Raw genomic sequence first — 20,278 nt, forward strand, 5'->3', positions numbered from 1 at the left:
TTTTATATGGATTTACACCCGGTTGTTATGTAATCTCTCTAATATTATATCATATAAATACAGTATGCAATTCATTCAATTGTAGTCAATTATTTTGAATTTATGACTAATTTTGAACTCTTACATAATAAAATAAATTTCAATAAGGTTTGACAAAAAATCTTATTCTATTGTGTTTTGAAAATAAGATTGGTAAAATTAAGATATTAATTATTAGAAATAACTTTAAAAAATTAGGAAGAAAATAATGGGGTGAAAATATGAAAAATTTTAGAGACTTGGGAGGAATAGCATCTCAAGATGGCAGGGTCGTAAAAAAGGGGTATTTCTATAGATCAGCAAACTTAGAGAATCTTTCTAAAGAAGATGTAGATACTTTAAAGAAGTTAAATATAAAATGTATCTTCGATTATAGAAGTGATAATGAAGCAAATAACCATCCATCAACAGAAATTGAAGGTATTAAAAATATTCAAGTTCCCGCGATGAATTTACAAAAGTTCAGTGGGGTTAAATTTGGATCAATCGAAGATATGATAGACAATATGTTTGAAAAATCTGGTGCATTTAATATGCTTAAAGAGAATTACCATGAGCTTCCGATAAATAATCCTTCGTATAGAAGACTTTTAGAGCTTGTAAGAGATCCAGATATGCTTCCTTTGCTAAATCACTGTACAGCAGGAAAAGACAGGACAGGTGTCGGGAGCGCTATAATTTTAATGATACTTGGAGTATCTAGAGAAAATATTATTAAAGATTACTTAAAGAGCAATGATTTTGCAGAAAATGAAATAAATAATCTAATAGAACAAAAACCTGAGTTTAAAAAAGTAGACAGAGAAAAATTAAACCATATTTTTGGTGTTAATTTAGATTATATAAATGCTGCTTTTGACAGAATAGATGACGAGTACAAAACTGTAGAAGACTACTTAAATGGTGAGTTCGGATTAGACTTAGATGAATTAAATAATCTGAGAAATATGTATTTAGAGTAATATAAATCTTGAAATTAACAGCTTAGGATTTAAGTATAACTTTGTTATAAAAATTTTAGGGGGATTTTTTAGTGTTAAAAAAATGGTTTAACATTATCAAAAAAAAGCAAACAGATGAACATGAAGAAAAAGTTTTATCAGAATATGAAGACGAAATAGAAATAGATGCGAAGATTAGTGATGAGATAAAAACAGTTATTAAAGACGAAATAGAAACAGAAGAAAGTAAAAAAGAAGACGTTGACATTGAAAAACTAAGAATAGAAAATGAAGTAGAATGTGAAATAGAAGAAGAGTTAAAAGAAGAAAGCGAAATAGAGAATAATAGTTTTAATGATCTTGAGAATAGAACAAAATCAGAAAAATCAGAAGAAGCTGAAGAAAAGGCGGAAGAAACTGATGAATCTAATGAATTAAAATATAATATAGAACTGATTGAAGATAAAAGAGATGAAAAAGTATTTGAAATAGAAGAGACACTTCAAGAAAATGATAATCAAGACGTTGCCAATAATGAACTTGAAGTAGAAAATGAAGAAGTAGACGCTGATTTTATAAAAGAGGTAAAGATAAAAAGAGCAAAGTCTATAAAAGCTATAAACATTTATACCAATGAAAATATAGAATTTAAAACTCACGCAGATTGTAGTCGAAAATTAAAAGTACCTTTAAGCTATATTAAAGAAAATATTTTATATGGATATACAGACTACTTTGGAGATGCTATAAACTATATCGGTGAGCAGCTTGGGTTAATGGAGTACTCAAGAAAGAGCGATAAGTATTTGGATAGTGGGAAAAATCCATTTGAAACTTATAAGCAATTAAATGATCGAATTTTTTCGCCAAAGGTTTCTGAAGAGAAGAGAGGCTATATATTGGGAAGCTCTACAATTGAACCGATTAGTATGACTTACTCATTTGAGTGTTTAGATTCTGAATACGACGATTATTTTCATAAGTACAAAGAGATAATAAAAAGGACAGGTAAGAAAAAAGTAGAGCTCGTTAAGAAAAATGGTGATGTATTAGAGGTGTTTAAATCTATAGAAGAGTGTGCAAATTACCTCGAAATAGATAAAACAAAAGTACATGAAATGTTAAAATGCGGAGATACAAAAGTAGACAGAAATTATATTAGATATAGTTTTAGAAAAATATGATTCATTAAAAATTCATATTAGTTTCGACTCTTATTCACACAATAAAAATTTTTATAATGTAAAATAATATACAATAAGAATTGTGTAATAATTCGGAAGGAGCCTGATAGATTAAGTGAAAGCTTCAAAGTTTAAACATAAGAAATCTCGTAATCTATTGAGAATAAAACAAATATCTATCATAACTTTAATAGGACTAATATTTTTAGGTATATATATGTCAGGAAAGTTTACGATTAAAAAGATACTGTATTCACAGAAAACATATAGTAAGGACAAGATAGTTGCAACTATGAGTGGATTTAGTATTACTGAAGAAGATTTAAAGACAAAGATGGATCAGATCTTGTGCCTTACTGATAAATCACCTACGAGTAGCGAGGAAGTTAAGAGATATGAGTATAACTTAATAGACCATATGACAAAGACTGAAATACTGTACAAAGAAGGGAAATCAAGTGGAATAAAAATCTCTGGCGATGAAATAAATAAACAGTATACGACAATAATAAGTGAACTTAAAGAGAAGTATTCTTTAAATGAGGACGGAATTTTAAACAAACTGAGTGTAGATAAGCTTGCCATTGAAAATGAGTTAGATAAAGAGCTTATAGCGAGAAGGTTTATAGCTACAGAGTGTAAGGTAAGCGATGAAGAGGCAAAGGAATACTACAATGACAATAGAGATGATTTTTTAGAGATTAGGGCATCGCATATACTAATAAAGGATATAGATTCTAAGGGAAATGAATTAAAAGGAAAGCAAAAAAATAAAGCTAAAGATAAGGCAGATCAAATTCTGAAAAAAGCATTGACTGGAATTAATTTTGCAGATTTGGCTAAAGGGTACTCTGAAGATCCGAGCTCGAAGTACGGAGGGGACTTGGGGTATTTTGGAAGAGGAGAAATGGTTGAGTCGTTTGAAAAAGCGGTATTCTCATTAAATGATAATCAGATTTACGATAAAGTCGTAAAGAGCGACTACGGTTATCATATAATTAAAAGAACATCACAAAGATATAAAGATTTTATTGAAGTAAAAAATGAAATAATAAACAATATTTCTTATGAGAAACAAAGCAATTTGATAAGACAGTTAAAGGACAAATACAATCTAAATATTGTAGATGAATACAACTATAAAAAATAAATTTAAACTAATTTTCAGTCATTTAAATAGCCTATTAAATTAATAGGTTATTTTTTAGTTTGAATTTAAATAATTGCTTTAAATTCTGATAATTCTTGAAAAAGAAAGGTTATTTATTTAACCTACACTATATTGTAAAAATAAAAAAGAATGTAAAAATTAGTAATAAAATGTTGAGAATTAGATAAATAGATGATATCATTTATCTATAAGATTAATTATGGAAACGGTTTCATATAAATAAATGGATCTAAATAATCTGTAATAACAAATTTAATGATTCGTATCAAGAAGGTAAATTTACCCACTTGTTGAATATATAATTTCAAATATCTTTATATTTGGTTAGAAATATTTTGAGGAGGTTTTTTATAATGAATGTAAAAGACAGAGTACTTAAATTAAGAGAGCTTATGGAAGAGAAAAATATAGATGCCTATATAATTCCATCTTCTGATAGTCATCAAAGTGAATACGTAGGTGATTATTTTAAATCTAGAGAGTTTATCTCAGGATTTACAGGATCAGCAGGTACAGTTGTAGTAGCTAAGGATAAGGCTGGTCTTTGGACAGATGGTAGATACTTTATACAAGCTGAAACACAATTAGAAGGAAGCACAGTAGATTTATACAGAATGGGACAAGAAGGCGTTCCATCAATCGAAGAATTCTTATTAGATACAATAAAAGAAGGTGGAACTCTAGGATTTGACGGTAGAGTTGTATCTGCTAAAGAAGGTAGTGCTTATGCAGAGAAATTAGCTGCAAAAGGAATCAAAATAGAGTACCAATATGATTTAATAGATGTTGTTTGGGAAGATAGACCAGCTCTATCTGATAGCAAAGCATTTTTACTAGATGTAAAATACACTGGTGAAACTTTTAGTTCAAAACTTGCAAGACTTAGAGACAAAATGAAAGAAGAAAACACTACTTATCATGTAATAACTACACTTGATGATATAGCTTGGTTATTTAATATAAGAGGTGGGGATGTTACTTTCAACCCAGTTGTGCTTTCATACGCAGTTGTTACATTAAATGAAGTTCATTTATTCCTTGATGAAAACAAACTAAACGACGAAATAAAATCGGAATTAGCTAAAGAAAACGTACAAATAAAACCTTATAATGATGTTTATGATTTTGTAAAACAAGTTGGAAAAGACGAAAAAGTATTAATAGATGGATCTAAAATAAACTATGCTATACTTAACAACATACCAGCGGGAGTTGAAAAAATAGATCAATTTAACCCAGTTATGTTCTTCAAAGCTCAAAAGAACGAAGTTGAGATAAAGAATATAAGAAACTCACACATCAAAGACGGTGTAGCTGTTACTAAATTTATGTATTGGTTAAAGAATAACGTAGGAAAAATGGAAATAACAGAAATAAGTGCAACTCAAAAGCTAGAAGATTTGAGAAGAGAGCAAGAAGGATTTATCGAGCCAAGTTTCGATACAATAGCAGGATACAAAGAGCACGCTGCTATGATGCACTACAGTGCAACTCCAGAGTCTGACTACAAACTAGAGCCAGAACATCTATTCCTAGTTGACTCAGGTGGTCAGTACTACGATGGAACAACTGATATTACAAGAACTTATGCACTAGGTCCAATAAGTGATGAGTTAAGACTTCACTTTACATCAGTACTTAGAGGTATGATAGGACTATCAAGAGCTAAATTCTTACACGGATGTAGAGGATATAATCTAGATATACTTTCTAGAGGAATTATGTGGCAAATGGGAATAGACTATCAATGTGGAACAGGACACGGAATAGGATTTGTTCTTAACGTACACGAAGCTCCAAATGGATTCAGATGGAGAGTTGTTCCTGAGAGATTTGACAGTGCGGTTCTTGAAGAAGGAATGGTAACTACTAATGAGCCTGGTATATACATAGAAGGTTCTCATGGAATAAGACTGGAAAATGAAATAGTAACTAAAAAGGCTGAGAAAAACATGTATGGACAGTTTATGGAATTTGAAGTTGTTACATTAGCTCCATTAGACCTAGATGCTGTAGACCCAGCTATAATGACTAAAGAAGAGAAAGATTACTTAAACTGGTACCATGGACAAGTATTCGAAAAAGTTTCTCCTCACTTAACTGCTGAAGAGAGAGAATGGTTAAAAGAGTATACAAGAGCTATATAATGAATTTTATATTTAGATAAATGTCTAAGCGTGTTATTCGGCATAGAAGTGCCGTTTAGCACGTTTTTGCTTTATAGAGAAGTAAGCTTAATATTCGTTAGAGAAATAAGTTAAACTAAAAATAGAGTGATTTTAAAAAATTATGATTAGTATGCGAATTTCATGGTTATAGTTGTTGATTTTATAAATATAAAAATTAAATATCATAAGATAGAACGGACAAGTAAAATATTATAGAAAATTAATTTACAAAATAATTTTTACTTTTAATATTTATGAAAATAATGCTGAAAATTCAAGGTGAGTATTTTGTATATCTAAAAAATAAATGAAAAGAATTATTCAATTTACAGAAAATATGGAAATTCATATATTGATAAAAATATAATGACTATGAAAAAAGATATTGAGTACTCCTTTAATTGGTGATATATTTAAAGTATGTTGTATTGACAATTAATGCACAAAAATATTAATATCTGGAGGTATTTGTGATGAACGTAAAAGATAGAGTGATTAAGTTAAGAGAACTTATGAAAGAGAAGAATATAGATGCCTATATTATTCCATCTTCAGACAGTCATCAAAGTGAATACGTAGGTGATTATTTCAAATCGAGAGAATTTATTTCGGGATTTACAGGATCAGCAGGTACAGTTATAGTAACTCAAGATGATGCAGGTCTATGGACTGATGGAAGATATTTTATACAAGCAGAAGCTCAATTAGAAGGAAGTACGGTAAGATTATTTAAAATGGCACAAGAAGGAGTTCCAACAACTGCTGAATATTTATATGAAAACATTCCAGAAGGTGGGACACTAGGCTTCGATGGTAGAGTTATATCAGCCAAAGAAGGTGAAAGTTTGTCTGATAAGTTGGCAGAAAGAGGAATCAAAATAGAGTACGAATACGATCTAATAGATAAGGTTTGGGTAGATAGACCAGCGCTATCTGAGAGTAAAGCATTTTTACTAGATGTAAAATATACTGGTGAGAGCTTTAGCTCAAAACTAACTAGAGTTAGAGAAAAAATGAAAGAAGAAAACACTACATACCATGTGATAACTAGTCTTGATGATATAGCTTGGCTGTTTAATATAAGAGGTGGAGATGTTGAGTACAGTCCAGTAGTTTTATCTTATTCAGTAGTAACTTTAAATGATGTATATCTATTTGTTGACGAAAGCAAACTAAACGATGCAATAAACGCTGAACTTGCAAAGGAAAACGTTAATATAAAACCATATAACGATATATATGAATTTGTTAAAGGAATAGACAGCAGTGAGAGAGTATTGCTTGATGGTGGAAAAATCAACTACGCAGTTTACAACAATATACCAGAAGATGTTGAAAAAGTAGACAAGACTAATCCTGTTCTATTCTTTAAAGCTGTTAAAAATAAAGTTGAATTAGAGAATATAAGAAACTCTCATATAAAAGATGGTGTTGCATTTACTAAATTTATGTACTGGGTAAAAAACAATATTGGAAAGATAGAAATATCTGAGATGAGCGCTAGTCAAAAGCTAGAGGATTTAAGAAAAGAGCAGGATGGATTCTTTGAGCCAAGTTTTGATACAATCGCTGGATACAAAGATCACGCTGCTATGATGCACTACAGTGCTACTCCAGAAACTGATTACAAACTTGAAGCTGAGGGAATGTTCTTGATAGATTCAGGCGGACAGTACTACGACGGTACTACAGATATCACAAGAACATTAGTACTTGGACCTATAAGTGATGAGCACAAACTTCACTTTACATCAGTGGCTAGAAGTATGATAAGCTTATCTAGAGTTAAGTTTTTATACGGTTGTATAGGATATAACCTAGATGTTCTTTCTAGAGGGATTATTTGGCAGATGGGTATAGATTACCAATGCGGTACTGGACACGGCGTAGGATTTGTTCTAAACGTTCACGAATCTCCAAATGGATTTAGATGGAAAGTAAATCCTGATAGATTTGAGACAGCAGTTCTTGAAGAGGGAATGGTAACTACTAATGAACCGGGTATATATATAGAAGGTTCCCATGGAATCAGAACAGAGAATGAGTTAGTTACTAGAAAAGTTGAGAAAAATATGTACGGTCAGTTTATGGATTTTGAGGTTGTTACATTTGCTCCAATAGACTTAGACGGAATTGTGCCAGAGCTTATGACATATGAGGAGAAAGATTACCTAAACTGGTACCACGGACAAGTATTTGAAAAAATATCTCCACATTTAACTAATGAAGAGAGAGAATGGTTGAAAGAATATACAAGAGCTATTTAATTTTAATCACTAACACTATATATTATATAAAAATCTGAAAATCGGAAAAACTAACCAGATATAGATATACATAATAAGAATAAAAAACCGTCTCAAAGGAAAATATTGAGACGGTTTTAATTTAAAAACGAGATCTTAAAGAGGGTTTAAAAAAGAAGTTAATCTAATATAAATATAAAATGAATATTTTATCTCCTTCTCCCCGATAACTCGGGCGGCACCCCCTATTCTTCAGTCAATTTCATAAGCCATCTATTTAATAAAAATAAAATAGATCCGCAAATAATAAGCACAGTAGGAATTGCAATGTATACACTTAACATTCCTATACTGTCAATTATAGCTTGTGTATAACCTGAAATTTTATTTGCAGCAAATTTGCCAAGGAACCAAACTGCTGTTAAAGATGATACATATTTCTCAGGTGAAAGTTTATTGACCATTCCGTATCCGATTGGTGAAAAACAAATCTCTCCAATACTTTGGAAAGTTAAAAATCCGACTATCCAAAGTATGCTTGCCTTAAATGCTGGATCTACACTAGATGTGTTTTGCTTGATTGCTCCAATTATAAAGAAGAATCCAATAGCTAGTATTAAGAATCCTAACCCCATCTTGTTTACTACGCTTACATCTTTTTTTCTAACTGTTGCTATTTTGATCCATAAATAAGAAATAGTAGGACCTAGTATTACACATAAAAGCCCGTTGTATGAATCTATCCAAGAAGTCGGAACTTCAAAATTACCTATAAATAAGTTTATATTTTCTTTTGTGTAAAGTGCGATTGACATAGTAGCTTGATTGTACGCTATCCAAAAGAATACCGTAAAGAAAGCTAAAACTAAAATCATTAGGATTCTCTGTTTCTCTTTTTTAGTAAGCGGAACTAAAGATAATTTCTTTTTTTCTTCTAAAGTACTTTTCATTTTTGCTTTTCTGCTTTGTTTTTCGGCGTAATCCTCTTTAAAAAAGATTTTATCCCCTATTATAAAAACGAACAATCCGATAATAGTAATTATAGAAGCGATTAAAAATACATATCTGTATCCATATACTACAACATCAGAACCTAGTTTATGTGAAAACCAAGCATTAGCTATAAGTCCACCTATAAAAGGTCCAATTAGTGTTCCTATATTTGTTGAAGTGTATGTAATCAAAAATGCACTGTCCTTTCTGGGGTCTTCATTCTTGTAAAGACTCCCTACTAAAGTATGCAGGTTTGATTTATAAAAGCCTATCCCAAGCCCTGTCAAAAATATCATTATGTGTATTGAGCTTTCACTTAAAGCGAAATATCCGATGAAGTACCCTATCGAAACTAGGACTAGGCCTATTTTAATGCAGTTTTTTGAACCGATAAACCTGTCGCTAACCCAACCTCCTATTATTGGAGAGAAATATGCCCATGACAGAAAAGAAGCCACCATAGATGATGCTTGTGCAGCACTTAAGCCTAAACCACCGTTTATAGTATTTTCGGCTAAAAATAGCAAAAGAACTAGTTTAACACCATAATATGCCAGCCCAACTATAGTAAATATCGAACAGCAGAAATATAAAGCTTTTGGTTGTTTAATTGTGTTTTCTTTTTTTAGTATTGCATCCATTTTTTGTTACTCCTCCAAGATTGTGTATTAATTATAAGTCTAATTTTAAGTCTCCGTCTTTAATCCAATTTTTCTTCCTCATAAATTGAGCTATGATAAGGGTTATGATAGCTGGTAAAATAAAATGAAGTAATATAATTCCAAGCCACATAGAAGGTCCAGATCTACCCACGCTTTCCATAGCTGTAATTGTTCCAAATTGCCCGACCAATCCGCATGTACCCATTCCAGATCCTATTGGTATGTTTTCCATTTTAAAAACTGTTGTCGAGAGGGGACCGAGTATTATAGAACTGAGTGTAGGAGGTATCCATATTTTCCAGTTTTTGATTATGTTAGGCACTTGTAACATTGATGTTCCTATGCCTTGAGCAACTAGACCACCTACGCCATTTTCTTTGTAGCTCATAACTGCAAATCCAATCATTTGGCAACAGCAACCTACTGTAGCAGCTCCACCAGCTAGTCCACCAAGGCTCAACATAATGCAAATTGCAGCACTGCTTATAGGTAGAGTAAGAGCGATTCCAACTAAGGCAGATACAAGTGCACCCATTATAATTGGCTGCATTGTAGTAGATTTCATTATCAGATTACCAAATGAAGTCATAAACGTAGAAATAACTGGCCCGACTAGTCCAGCAACGAAAACTCCGACAAGTATTGTAACAGCAGGAGTTACTAATATATCAACTTTTGTTTCTTTTGATATCAATTTACCAAATTCTGTAGCAAATATTGTGGCAATATACGCACCTACAGGTCCTCCGAGTTCATTTCCGTATGATCCAACGAGTACACTTGAAAAAAGCACTAACGGAGGAGCTTTTAAGCCGTAAGCTATTGAAACAGCAATCGCTGGTCCAGTAACTTGTGTAGCTATTGGGCTAATAACCTCAGTAAAAAGCTTGATATCGAGTTTTGTACCTATTGTGTTAAATATCGTGCCGATTAAAAGGGAAGCGAATAATCCTAGAGCCATAAAACCTGTGGCATCTACAAGATAATTTTTTAACGAAAATTCTATCTTTTTCTTTTCTAAAAAACCTTTAACGCCGTTTTTTGCATTATCTGGATTCAAATTTTTTAAACCTCCTAAAAAAATAATATTTATAGCATGAGTTTATTATATATATTTTGTACAATATTGGCAAATACTATTTAAAATAAGTGCTACGAGTCGTTTGGTGGTGTTTTATCAAATGTAATTTTAGTTTTAAATTTTTAATTTATAGTTTATAATTAAAAATAAGGTCCTAATTAATATAATTGGAATTTTAAGTATTTAAAAATCCTTTTTAGGGTAAAAATATTTTAATAATCATTATTATTTTAGTAGAGGGAGTGGGAGGATGAGATATATAAAAGAACATAAAACTTTAAAAATAGCTATTTTATTATCTATTCCTATACTGCTAATAGCTCAGTTTTACCTATTTAAAATTGGGATATTTAGACCAATGGTTAAAGGAGTAGAGATTGAAATATCTGAAGGAGATTTTATAAAGGATATAGATAAGTATATTATAAAGTTAAATGATACCGTAGAATTATCTAAAGGAAAGTATATAAAGGTACCTTCTTATGCAAAAGATCCTAACATATGGTTCAATGTTTTAGATAATAACGGAACAATAAAGATACAAGGCAATAAAATGACAGCTCTCAAGGTTGGTTATTCATCAATTGGTATAATGAAAAATTCGAGGGTTTTAAAAAAGGCTACTATAAGAGTAGTAGATCCGAAAGTGAATTCTTTAGATATGCAGATAGATGGTAAGTTAAATTATGTAGGTGATTCTGCAAAAATAGAGAGTGTTGTAGATGTTGATTACGATAAATTTAAAGTAGCGTATACGCCTGAATTTACTAGTAGCGATACAGATGTGCTGAAAATTGTTGGTAAAAGAGTGGAGGCTATAGGAGTAGGAAGTGCTACGATAACTGCAACATGTGGAGATAAAGAAGTTGAAAAAGAGTTCGATGTTCAAGCATTAGTAGACAGTATCAATATAAGTAAAAATATAACTATAGAAGTGGATCAAGAGTACAATATAAATCCAGAAGTTGAAACTAGTCCAGAGGGGTTAGAACCTCCAAAAATTATCTACAGTTTAGCAGAATCTAAACTTCCGATTGAAAGAAATATAAGCTTAGGTAAAAATGGAAATATAGTTGGACTTAGACCAGGTAAAGAGAAAATACAAATAAGTTGTGGTAATGAGTCTAAAACTATAACAGTTAATGTAGTAAAAGATTTGATATCTAATAAAGGCATTAAAAATCTGATGTACAACCAAACTATCAAAGGAAATAAAATTATAATAGGTTTATCCTGGGACTATATGCCAAATGTAAATAACTACGATATATTCTATAAAAATAATTTAACAACAGGAAAGTTTTTAAGGTTTGGATCTGTAAAAGTAACTAGTAAAGAAATAGGATCTGATGGAAGAGTCTATTACACTATGGAAGTAGATCTAAATAAAAATAAAAAAGCAGATATAGATGTATATATTGTGGGAAATGGCGATGGATTGCAGACAAAACCTAGTAAAATAGTCAATATCAGCAATGGTGAAGAGACAACTAATGAAATTGGAAATACTAAAGTGGAAAATTTATCTATAAGTACAGATGGAAGCGACAGAATTTATTTAAAATGGGATAAAGTAAGTTTTAAAGGCTCTACTTATAGCGTATATGTTAGAAATAATGATGTAGGAGAAAATGATTTTACTTTATACAAAAATGGTATTTATGAAAATGAGTATTCCTTTAGCAAACCTGAAATAGATGAAGATGGAGAATTAAATATAGATGTCTACGTTGTAGCTACACATAATGGAAACAATTCAAAACCTAGTGATGTAGCAAATTTAAAGTAATTTTAATCCATAAGAATGAAAGATAGTTAACAAAAAAATTTTTTAATACGAAAAGCCGTATTCGATACTAATTATAAGTTTTGGATATGGCTTTTTTGCTGTAAATGGAGTCTTAATAAAGGTATTTATAAGATAAAAAAGGGTGATTTGGCAATAATAATCACTTGTAGTTAAAAATAATTTGTGATAAAATAACTGACAGAAATTAAAATTGCATTTAATTTTTTTTGAAAGAAAAATTGCAATTTATACCAAATAAAGGTAAAATTATAGATAGTTGTCAAATAAATTCAGAAAAGTCGTATGATTCGATTAACTATTTATAGGCTAAAATGATTTAGAAAGGAGGAATTATCAAGGAAGCGTATCTTGATAATAAATTAGTTATGAATGAAGAAACTAGAATTTCCTTGGAAAGAGCTGAGACTTTAAAACACAAAATAGATGACTATATGTCTGCCAGAAAGTCAATATCAAGGGGTCTTGAGAAAAAAGAAGAAATTCAAGGAAGAAAAAGAAAAATATTGAATATTTTAAATGGAACTGAAGAAGATTGGAATAACTATAAATGGCAACTTTCTAATAGGATAACCGATGTAGAGACGTTATCAAAAGTTTTAGATTTAAGCGAAAAAGAGAAAGAAAATATAAATGAGGTAGCTTCACAATTTAGATGGGCAATATCTCCATATTATCTAAGTCTTATAGATCCAGAAGATCCATATGATCCAATTAAATTAATGTCAATTCCGATGAAGGTAGAGCTAGATGACGATGAAAATGATCTAGATCCAATGAATGAAAAATACACAAATCCAGCGGGATGTATTACGAGAAGATATCCTGATAGGCTAATCATCAATGTTACAAATGAATGTGCAATGTACTGTAGGCACTGCCAAAGAAGAAGAAACATTGGTCAAACAGATTCCCATAATTCAAAGACAAAGATACAAGAATCAATAGATTATATTAGAAAAAATGAAGAGATAAGAGATGTACTTGTAACAGGAGGAGATACTCTTACACTAAAAGACGATATGCTAGAGTGGATACTTAGCGAACTTAAAAGTATACCTCATGTAGATTACGTCCGTCTTGGCAGTCGAGCTTTAGTTACTATGCCACAGAGGGTTACAGATGAACTTTGCGAAATAATTAAAAAGTATCATCCAGTATATATAAATACACATTTCAACCATCCAATGGAAATAACAGAGGAATCGAAAAAAGCGTGCGAGAAACTTGCTAATGCAGGTGTACCACTAGGTAATCAAGCGGTTTTATTAAATGGTGTAAACAACGATAAGTTTGTTATGAAATCACTAAATCATGAACTTCTTAAAATTAGAGTAAAGCCTTATTATATTTTCCAAAGTAAACATGTTAAGGGTACGAGACACTTTAATACATCAGTAGATGCAGGTTTAGAAATTATGGAATACCTAAGAGGATATACATCTGGGTTAGCTATTCCTACTTATATTATAAATGCGCCTAAAGGTGGTGGAAAAACGCCTATACTGCCTCAGTATTTGATTTCAAAAGGGACAGACTATATTATGATGAGGACGTGGGAAGGTCAAGTAGTTAAGATGGAAGACAATCCAGCCTTTGATATAAAAAAAGTAATCGATAAAAGTATTAAATAAATTATAATTAGAATATAAATAAAATATAAATATTTGTTAAATAAAAAATGGTCAGGCTCAAAAGTAAATTTTAATTACTTTTGAGCCTGGTTTATTTTTTATGCAAAATTAAATTATTTATTATTATCAAATGATATCAAAATATAATAAAAAATATTAAGAGAACATATATATGAATATATAACTATTAGAATAGAGGTGAGGAGTATAGATAATGAAATTATTGTTAAATACAATGGAGATGTAATGCGTCTGGAGCAAGAACTCGGTGTGAGAGTAGAAATATTGAGCCAAATGTACGCGATAATAACTTTTCAAAATATAGAACAAGTAAATCAGCTAATTCTATACCCTGAAATAGAATATATAGAAAGACCGTTTACTTTGGGTCTTCAAGATGTTCAAAGCTTTTCAAGTACGGGAATAACATCGTTTAAAAGTAGAACAGGTCTAACTGGTAGGGGAACTATTTTAGGAATTATAGATTCTGGAATTGATTATACCTTGCCTATTTTTAGGACTGCAACAGGTGAGTCAAAAATACTTTACTATTGGGATCAATCTATAGAAGGAAATCCTCCAGCTGGATTTATAGAGGGGACTGTCTACGATAATGCCCAAATAAACGAATCGATAAATGGACCACAAACTATACCTATATCTACAACTAGTCTCCACGGTACACATGTAGCCGGAATATGTGCAGGAATTGCTACTGATGCAAGTATAATATTTGTTAGAGTGGGCACTAGACAGACAGATGTATTTTCGAGAAGTACAGAGTTTATGAGGGCAATAAAATTTATACTAGATAGATCGCTTGAGTTAAGACTGCCTGTTGCTATAAATATCAGCTATGGGACCAATGAAGGATCACATAGAGGGCTTTCACTGTTCGAACAGTATATAGACGACATGTGTTTATTTTGGAAAAATAATATAGTCGTTGCTGCTGGAAATAATGGGGATAAAGGGGGTCATACTAGGATAAATCTTTCTAATAATTTAGCTCAGGAAGTCGAGTTTGTCATTGGTGAAAATGAACGGATTTTAAACATAAATTTATGGCCTCATTTTGTAGATACATTTAGAGTAGGATTGATAACTCCAGCGAATACAAGGACAAATTTTATGTCAATTGAAGCTAGGGAGTTAAATATTAGATTACTAAATACAACTATAGAAGGATATTTTTATCCGATTGCACCCTACTCTACAACTAGAAGGGTTTCTATACAACTTAGATCAAATACTGCAATCGACGCTGGTATCTGGAAAATAGTCTTCGAGCCAATAGATATAGTTATGGGCAGTATAGATATATACCTACCAACATCTGAAGGTTTAAGTGTAAATACTAGATTTTTAACACCTTCAAAAACACTTACAACAACTGTTCCTGGGACGGCTTCTAGGGTAATCACAGTAGGAAGTTATAATTCAAGAACGGATCAAGTATCTGTATTTTCAGGCGAGGGGGATGTAAATTCAGGGATAATAAAACCTGATTTATTGGCTCCAGGGGAAGGGATTTCATCGTATTTACCAGGTGGAACATTAGGTGCGCTAAGTGGAACTAGCATGGCAACACCTCATGTTACAGGGGTATGTGCACTTCTTATGCAGTGGGGTATAGCAGATGGAAATGATTTATTTATGTATTCTCAAAGGTCGAAATCTGTTATAATAGAGCAAGCTAGAAGGGACGCAGATACAAAATTTCCAAACGATGCAAGTGGTTTTGGAAAATTAGATATGTCTGGTCTTTATATTACTAATATGGCTAATTATCAATCAGAGGCAGGGGAATATTATTGATCTAATTAAAATGATTATGTCGATGAATTATACAATTTATAGCAGTGAGATAAAGTAGTTTAGAGAGAGTGGTTGATTATTATGATAAATAATGGAGATATACAAACAAAAATAATAAAAAAGATAGTAAAAAAATCAAATCTGTAGGCTTTTATATACACAAGTTTTAAAATCTTATTTGTTTTTAAGTGCAACAAGAAAAAATATCTACGATTATTCTAATTATTCCCAAGGATATGGTGTAGTAGATTTTATAGCGACGATTCAAAAAATTTCGGATAATTTATAGTAGTTTTGCCAAAACTAATACTAAATATTAAGTATTAGAGGTGAAAATATGTCAAGTAAAAAGCAAAGAGTATTAAAAGGTGTAAACCAAAAAATAATGAAGAAAAATTCAGAAGTTGGAACTGAATCTACAGCAGCTTGGGCAGATGTAGATAAGTTGAGAGAAGAAACAAATGTATCGGTTCCATCATTAAAATCAGTAGAGGATGCTAAAGATTGGGTAGATAATGGCAGTAGACTATAAATAGATATAAAAAGATATGCTGAGAACTATGTACTTTAAATTAAAAAGCCAATTTCTTACTAAATTGTAGAAGCTGGCTTTTTATAATTTATTTAATTTAATTTTTTAAATTTCGATACAAAAAAGTTAAAAATAATAAATGATACCGATAAAAATAAATATATAACTTAATAGAAGTAATTAAGCATTGACTTAAAATTCTTTACTTGGTATACTTTTATTAATTATTGCAAATAATGATAAAATAAATACTATGAAGAGAAGAGTAGGTATAATATAGATTTTCAGCGAGTTGAGGATGGTGAAAGCTCAATATGACATTTATATTGAAGAACATCTCGGAGTTTCTAATCGAAAGCGAAAGTTAGTAGACCTAGACGGGAAGTCCCGTTACAGACTTTAAGCAAATGCTTACTAAGAGGCCAATATGGCAATTTGGGTGGTACCGCGAAATTATAGCTTTTCGTCCCTATATACAGGGATGAAGGGCTTTTTTTATTTAAATTTTCAAGGAGGAATAAAAATGCAAAAGGATTTTATAACGGTAAAAGAGTTATATAGAGACAAAGAACAGTATATCGGTAAAGATGTAACTGTTGCAGGTTGGATAAGGACTTCAAGAGGTTCTAAGAATTTCGGGTTTATAGAGCTAAATGATGGAAGTTTCTTTAAAAATATGCAAGTAGTTTACGATGAAAAATTAGAAAATTTTAAAGATATATCTAAACTTGCTATAAGTTCAGCAATATTAGTTGAAGGAAAATTAGTTTCAACTGAAGGAGCAAAACAACCAGTAGAGATACAAGCGCACAAAGTAGTTGTAGAGGGGGAGTCAGATAGTTCATACCCTCTTCAAAAGAAAAAGCATTCATTTGAGTATTTAAGATCAATTGCTCATTTAAGACCTAGAAGTAACACTTTCTCTGCAGTATTTAGAATAAGATCAATGGCTGCTTATGCTATACATAAATTTTTCCAAGAGAGAAACTTTGTGTACGCACATTCGCCAATTATAACAGGTAGTGATGCAGAAGGTGCAGGGGAAATGTTTAGGGTTACTACTTTAGATATGGACAATGTAGCAAAAAATGATGAAGGAAAAGTAGACTACACAGAAGATTTCTTTGGTAAAGAAGCACATCTTACAGTGAGTGGTCAATTAAATGCAGAGATAATGGCACTTGCATTTAGAAATGTGTATACATTTGGACCTACCTTTAGAGCGGAAAATTCATATACAGGAAGACACGCATCTGAGTTCTGGATGATAGAGCCAGAGATAGTTTTTGCAGACTTAGAAGACAACATGGACCTTGCAGAAGACATGATAAAATACATTATAAGTTATGTTCTTGAAAATGCCCCTGAAGAGATGGAATTCTTTAACCAATTTATAGATAAAGGATTGTTAGAGAGATTAAACAACTTAGTTAATTCAGAGTTTACTCGAATAACTTATACTAAGGCTGTTGAGTTGTTAATAAAATCAGGTCACAAGTTTGAGTATCCAGTAGAGTGGGGATGCGACTTACAAACTGAGCATGAGAGATACATTACAGAGCAAATATACGGAGCGCCAGTTTTCGTAACTGATTATCCAAAAGACATAAAAGCTTTCTATATGAGAATGAATGACGATGGAAAAACTGTTAGAGCTATGGATTTACTAGTTCCTGGAGTTGGAGAAATCGTAGGAGGATCTCAAAGGGAAGAGAGAGAAGATGTTCTGTTAGCTAAAATCAATGAAATGGGATTAAACAAAGAAGATTATTGGTGGTATTTAGAGCTTAGAAAATTCGGTACTGCTACACATTCTGGTTTCGGACTTGGATTTGAGAGAATAATAATGTATATGACTGGTATGGGCAACATAAGAGACGTAATACCATTCCCTAGAACTCCTAAAAACGCTGAATTCTAAGGGATACATGGATTGATGTCAAAATATAAAAAACAATAAAAACAGTAATTTGCCTACGGAGCTATAAACTCGTAGGCAAATTACATTTTATAAAATTTCAAAAATATCAGCTACCTTTCTAGCGGAGTCATCCGAAGAATGAGCTTAGGTATCTAATGTTATACTTATATTAGCATGTCCTAATCTTACTTGAACCTCTTTAGGATTTAACCATTTTACGGGGAGGTGGAAGTAAGTGTATAATGAACAAACTTTTGAATAAATAACAGAGAGAACTCTTAACAGCGTAGATTTAAAAGTCTACAAGGGCGAGGGTTCTTTTTTATACAATATGTTGGAACCAACCAATACGGAACTAGCACAATTGTATATAGAACTTGCATACCAATTCAATAAGGTGATGTTAACTTAGAATTACGATACACTTTTAAATCAGAGAGCTAGTGAGTTTGGATACTACAGTCAAACTTAGAAAAAGTTTGGAAAATGTATATAGTGCCGACGGTGGTTATATAGATTTTGACATTATAGACGGGTATATATATTTATTATCAAAAGGGTCTAATGATGTTTCATCATTTATATATATATGATATAGAAAAAATATGCAGATTTTTTGTTCATTGTGGAGACCAGTGGATAGAGGAGTTTCAATTGGAGTTTCATCAAATAAACAAATTTTTATTAGTGGGCAATCTTCAGGAAATTCTGTAATACTTCAAGAGAATTATACCGAAATTGATCCAGAATACGCACTAATTGAAAAAAGATAAGGGGGAATAAAAATGATATATATTGAAATTAATAAAAATAATATAGTTACAACACGACATTTCTATCCTTTTGATAAAGAATTATGGAAAAACAGAAGAAGAATTATTAAAAACTGGTTTTTTAGTAGAAACTATTACAGAAGGAGAAAACATACCAGGAAAAGAATGCAACTGCAAGGAGGTACTAACTAATGAATTGGTATTTTAATATAAATTACTTCTATAACAATAAGTTATGGGATATAGAGCAAGTACAGTTAGCAGTAAAATAAACGTAATAACAGCACAACAATATAAGGAAATAACGAGCGAGGACTATACTAAGTAGTCTTTTTTTATGAATAAATATAATAAATTATAGCATAATAATATTGTACTCAACATAAATTTCTCTAGAAAAGACACCCTGGTATTAGTTGCTTCCAACTCCTATTCCAGAGGTGTTTTTTCGTGATTTTATGCTTTTATATTTTATGAATAATTTTAAGTAGAAATAGTATATATATTATAACACTGAACAAATATTAATTGATCACTAATTGTGTCTAGTATTTCCTTTTTGAAAAAAACACCTTAGTTTCCCTATGCTAAAGGTGTTTTTTCACGTTAAGCATCTACAGTAGTAGGTGCTTTTTTTTTGAAACAAAACAGTGGGGTACATAATTCTATCCCTTATATAATTTTTTCATAATAAGATTGGAGATTAATATATGAATGAAGATTTAATTGAACATAGACTTGATAGTTGCAACACTGTACGTATTAGGGGAAGCATGCAAAAGATACCCCGAGTTAAATAATAAATACATACCAGTAATTTTATTATTACTTGGAATTGTATTTAGTGTTTGCTTAGTTGGATTCAATGTCACATCAGTAATGCAAGGTATCTTGTGTTGGGGTGTAGCTATAGGAGTAAATCAAACAGTTAAGCAATTTAAACAGTAGATAAGGGGGAATAACTTATGATTAAATTTAACAGCTTAGCAATACACGGTGGACATGGTTTAGATGGTAAACCTGGTTCTGGTGCAGTAGGAGTTGTTTATAATGGATCTAACACAATAATTACAAAAGAAAGTACTCAAGATAGATTAGTAGTTAAATATATAAAAGAATATGCAAAACCATATGTAAATAAAATATATGATTGTACTGCTCTTTTTTAATTTATTAACTATAATTTTGTAAATATATGTTATTCTACTACAAAAAAATGTGCTTTCACTACATTTTAATCAAATAATTAATTGTACATTATATAATATTATAGAATTCTATGAATCACATATTTCAGGAGGGGTTAAA

17 protein-coding genes and 1 other annotated feature are annotated in these 20,278 nt (G+C 31.0%); of the genes, 15 read left to right on the plus strand and 2 right to left on the minus strand.

The features are described from left to right. Positions 1–260 precede the first annotated feature (260 nt). From J2Z43_RS00895 to J2Z43_RS00915, 5 genes are all read left to right on the plus strand, one after another. Positions 261–1,001: a tyrosine-protein phosphatase gene (locus tag J2Z43_RS00895; protein ID WP_209455433.1), complete on the plus strand. Its 741-nt coding sequence runs from the start codon at positions 261–263 to the stop codon at positions 999–1,001. Positions 1,002–1,072: 71 nt separating this feature from the next. Continuing rightward, entirely contained in the window at positions 1,073–2,164 is a 1,092-nt protein-coding gene (locus J2Z43_RS00900) for a hypothetical protein (protein WP_209455434.1), read from the plus strand. A 157-nt stretch (positions 2,165–2,321) separates the two neighbouring features. Next, a complete protein-coding gene (locus J2Z43_RS00905) occupies positions 2,322–3,314 on the plus strand; it encodes a peptidylprolyl isomerase (RefSeq protein ID WP_209455435.1) in 993 nt (330 codons plus the stop codon). Positions 3,315–3,688: 374 nt separating this feature from the next. Further along, entirely contained in the window at positions 3,689–5,482 is a 1,794-nt protein-coding gene (locus J2Z43_RS00910; RefSeq protein WP_209455436.1) for an aminopeptidase P family protein, read from the plus strand. A gap of 494 nt (positions 5,483–5,976) precedes the next feature. Continuing rightward, a complete protein-coding gene (locus J2Z43_RS00915) occupies positions 5,977–7,770 on the plus strand; it encodes an aminopeptidase P family protein (RefSeq protein WP_209455437.1) in 1,794 nt (597 codons plus the stop codon). Positions 7,771–7,994: 224 nt separating this feature from the next. Here J2Z43_RS00915 and J2Z43_RS00920 read toward each other — a convergent pair whose 3' ends face one another. Continuing rightward, a complete protein-coding gene (locus J2Z43_RS00920) occupies positions 7,995–9,383 on the minus strand; it encodes a peptide MFS transporter (RefSeq protein WP_209455438.1) in 1,389 nt (462 codons plus the stop codon). A 31-nt stretch (positions 9,384–9,414) separates the two neighbouring features. After that, positions 9,415–10,365 carry a PTS transporter subunit IIC gene (locus J2Z43_RS00925; protein WP_209456334.1) on the minus strand — a complete coding sequence of 317 codons (951 nt, stop codon included), beginning with the start codon at positions 10,363–10,365 and terminating at the stop codon, positions 9,415–9,417. Positions 10,366–10,735: 370 nt separating this feature from the next. On the opposite strand from J2Z43_RS00925, the gene J2Z43_RS00930 reads away from it, so the two are divergent. The 10 genes from J2Z43_RS00930 (at position 10,736) to J2Z43_RS00980 (ending at position 20,139) form a co-directional block, all read left to right on the plus strand. Then, complete coding sequence (locus J2Z43_RS00930; protein WP_209455439.1) at positions 10,736–12,274, plus strand: Ig-like domain-containing protein; 1,539 nt, start codon at positions 10,736–10,738, stop codon at positions 12,272–12,274. Between the two features lie 386 nt (positions 12,275–12,660). Beyond that, a complete protein-coding gene (eam, locus tag J2Z43_RS00935) occupies positions 12,661–13,926 on the plus strand; it encodes a glutamate 2,3-aminomutase (protein WP_209455440.1) in 1,266 nt (421 codons plus the stop codon). A gap of 198 nt (positions 13,927–14,124) precedes the next feature. Continuing rightward, positions 14,125–15,744 carry a S8 family serine peptidase gene (locus tag J2Z43_RS15100; RefSeq protein WP_209455441.1) on the plus strand — a complete coding sequence of 540 codons (1,620 nt, stop codon included), beginning with the start codon at positions 14,125–14,127 and terminating at the stop codon, positions 15,742–15,744. A gap of 337 nt (positions 15,745–16,081) precedes the next feature. Beyond that, positions 16,082–16,276 (plus strand): CDIF630_02480 family spore surface protein, encoded by a 195-nt coding sequence (locus J2Z43_RS00945; RefSeq protein WP_024621112.1) that lies wholly within the window; start codon positions 16,082–16,084, stop codon positions 16,274–16,276. A gap of 244 nt (positions 16,277–16,520) precedes the next feature. Further along, positions 16,521–16,750: a binding site (T-box leader), on the plus strand. A 49-nt stretch (positions 16,751–16,799) separates the two neighbouring features. Then, positions 16,800–18,197, plus strand: coding sequence for an asparagine--tRNA ligase (asnS, locus tag J2Z43_RS00950; RefSeq protein ID WP_209455442.1), 1,398 nt, complete (start codon positions 16,800–16,802; stop codon positions 18,195–18,197). 443 nt (positions 18,198–18,640) lie between these two features. Then, positions 18,641–18,790 (plus strand): hypothetical protein, encoded by a 150-nt coding sequence (locus J2Z43_RS00955; protein WP_209455443.1) that lies wholly within the window; start codon positions 18,641–18,643, stop codon positions 18,788–18,790. 12 nt (positions 18,791–18,802) lie between these two features. Beyond that, the gene (locus tag J2Z43_RS00960; protein WP_209455444.1) at positions 18,803–18,970 is read left to right on the plus strand and encodes a hypothetical protein; all 168 of its coding nucleotides are present in this window, start codon (positions 18,803–18,805) and stop codon (positions 18,968–18,970) included. Positions 18,971–19,040: 70 nt separating this feature from the next. Next, complete coding sequence (locus tag J2Z43_RS00965) at positions 19,041–19,178, plus strand: hypothetical protein (protein ID WP_209455445.1); 138 nt, start codon at positions 19,041–19,043, stop codon at positions 19,176–19,178. A gap of 518 nt (positions 19,179–19,696) precedes the next feature. After that, the gene (locus J2Z43_RS00975) at positions 19,697–19,918 is read left to right on the plus strand and encodes a phage holin family protein (protein WP_209455446.1); all 222 of its coding nucleotides are present in this window, start codon (positions 19,697–19,699) and stop codon (positions 19,916–19,918) included. Positions 19,919–19,935: 17 nt separating this feature from the next. After that, on the plus strand, positions 19,936–20,139 hold the full coding sequence (locus J2Z43_RS00980) for a hypothetical protein (RefSeq protein WP_209455447.1): 204 nt from the start codon (positions 19,936–19,938) through the stop codon (positions 20,137–20,139). Positions 20,140–20,278 lie beyond the last annotated feature (139 nt).

This window comes from Metaclostridioides mangenotii, from assembly GCF_017873185.1.
GTDB lineage: Bacteria > Bacillota > Clostridia > Peptostreptococcales > Peptostreptococcaceae > Metaclostridioides > Metaclostridioides mangenotii.

Coding starts and splice junctions, on each gene's coding strand:
- J2Z43_RS00895 (WP_209455433.1), top strand. CDS start 261: ATGAAAAATTTTAGAGACTTGGGAGGAATAGCATCTCAAGATGGCAGG.
- J2Z43_RS00910 (WP_209455436.1), top strand. CDS start 3,689: ATGAATGTAAAAGACAGAGTACTTAAATTAAGAGAGCTTATGGAAGAG.
- J2Z43_RS00915 (WP_209455437.1), top strand. CDS start 5,977: ATGAACGTAAAAGATAGAGTGATTAAGTTAAGAGAACTTATGAAAGAG.
- J2Z43_RS00920 (WP_209455438.1), bottom strand. CDS start 9,383: ATGGATGCAATACTAAAAAAAGAAAACACAATTAAACAACCAAAAGCT.
- J2Z43_RS00925 (WP_209456334.1), bottom strand. CDS start 10,365: ATGGCTCTAGGATTATTCGCTTCCCTTTTAATCGGCACGATATTTAAC.
- J2Z43_RS00930 (WP_209455439.1), top strand. CDS start 10,736: ATGAGATATATAAAAGAACATAAAACTTTAAAAATAGCTATTTTATTA.
- eam (WP_209455440.1), top strand. CDS start 12,661: ATGAATGAAGAAACTAGAATTTCCTTGGAAAGAGCTGAGACTTTAAAA.
- J2Z43_RS00945 (WP_024621112.1), top strand. CDS start 16,082: ATGTCAAGTAAAAAGCAAAGAGTATTAAAAGGTGTAAACCAAAAAATA.
- asnS (WP_209455442.1), top strand. CDS start 16,800: ATGCAAAAGGATTTTATAACGGTAAAAGAGTTATATAGAGACAAAGAA.
- J2Z43_RS00960 (WP_209455444.1), top strand. CDS start 18,803: ATGCAGATTTTTTGTTCATTGTGGAGACCAGTGGATAGAGGAGTTTCA.
- J2Z43_RS00980 (WP_209455447.1), top strand. CDS start 19,936: ATGATTAAATTTAACAGCTTAGCAATACACGGTGGACATGGTTTAGAT.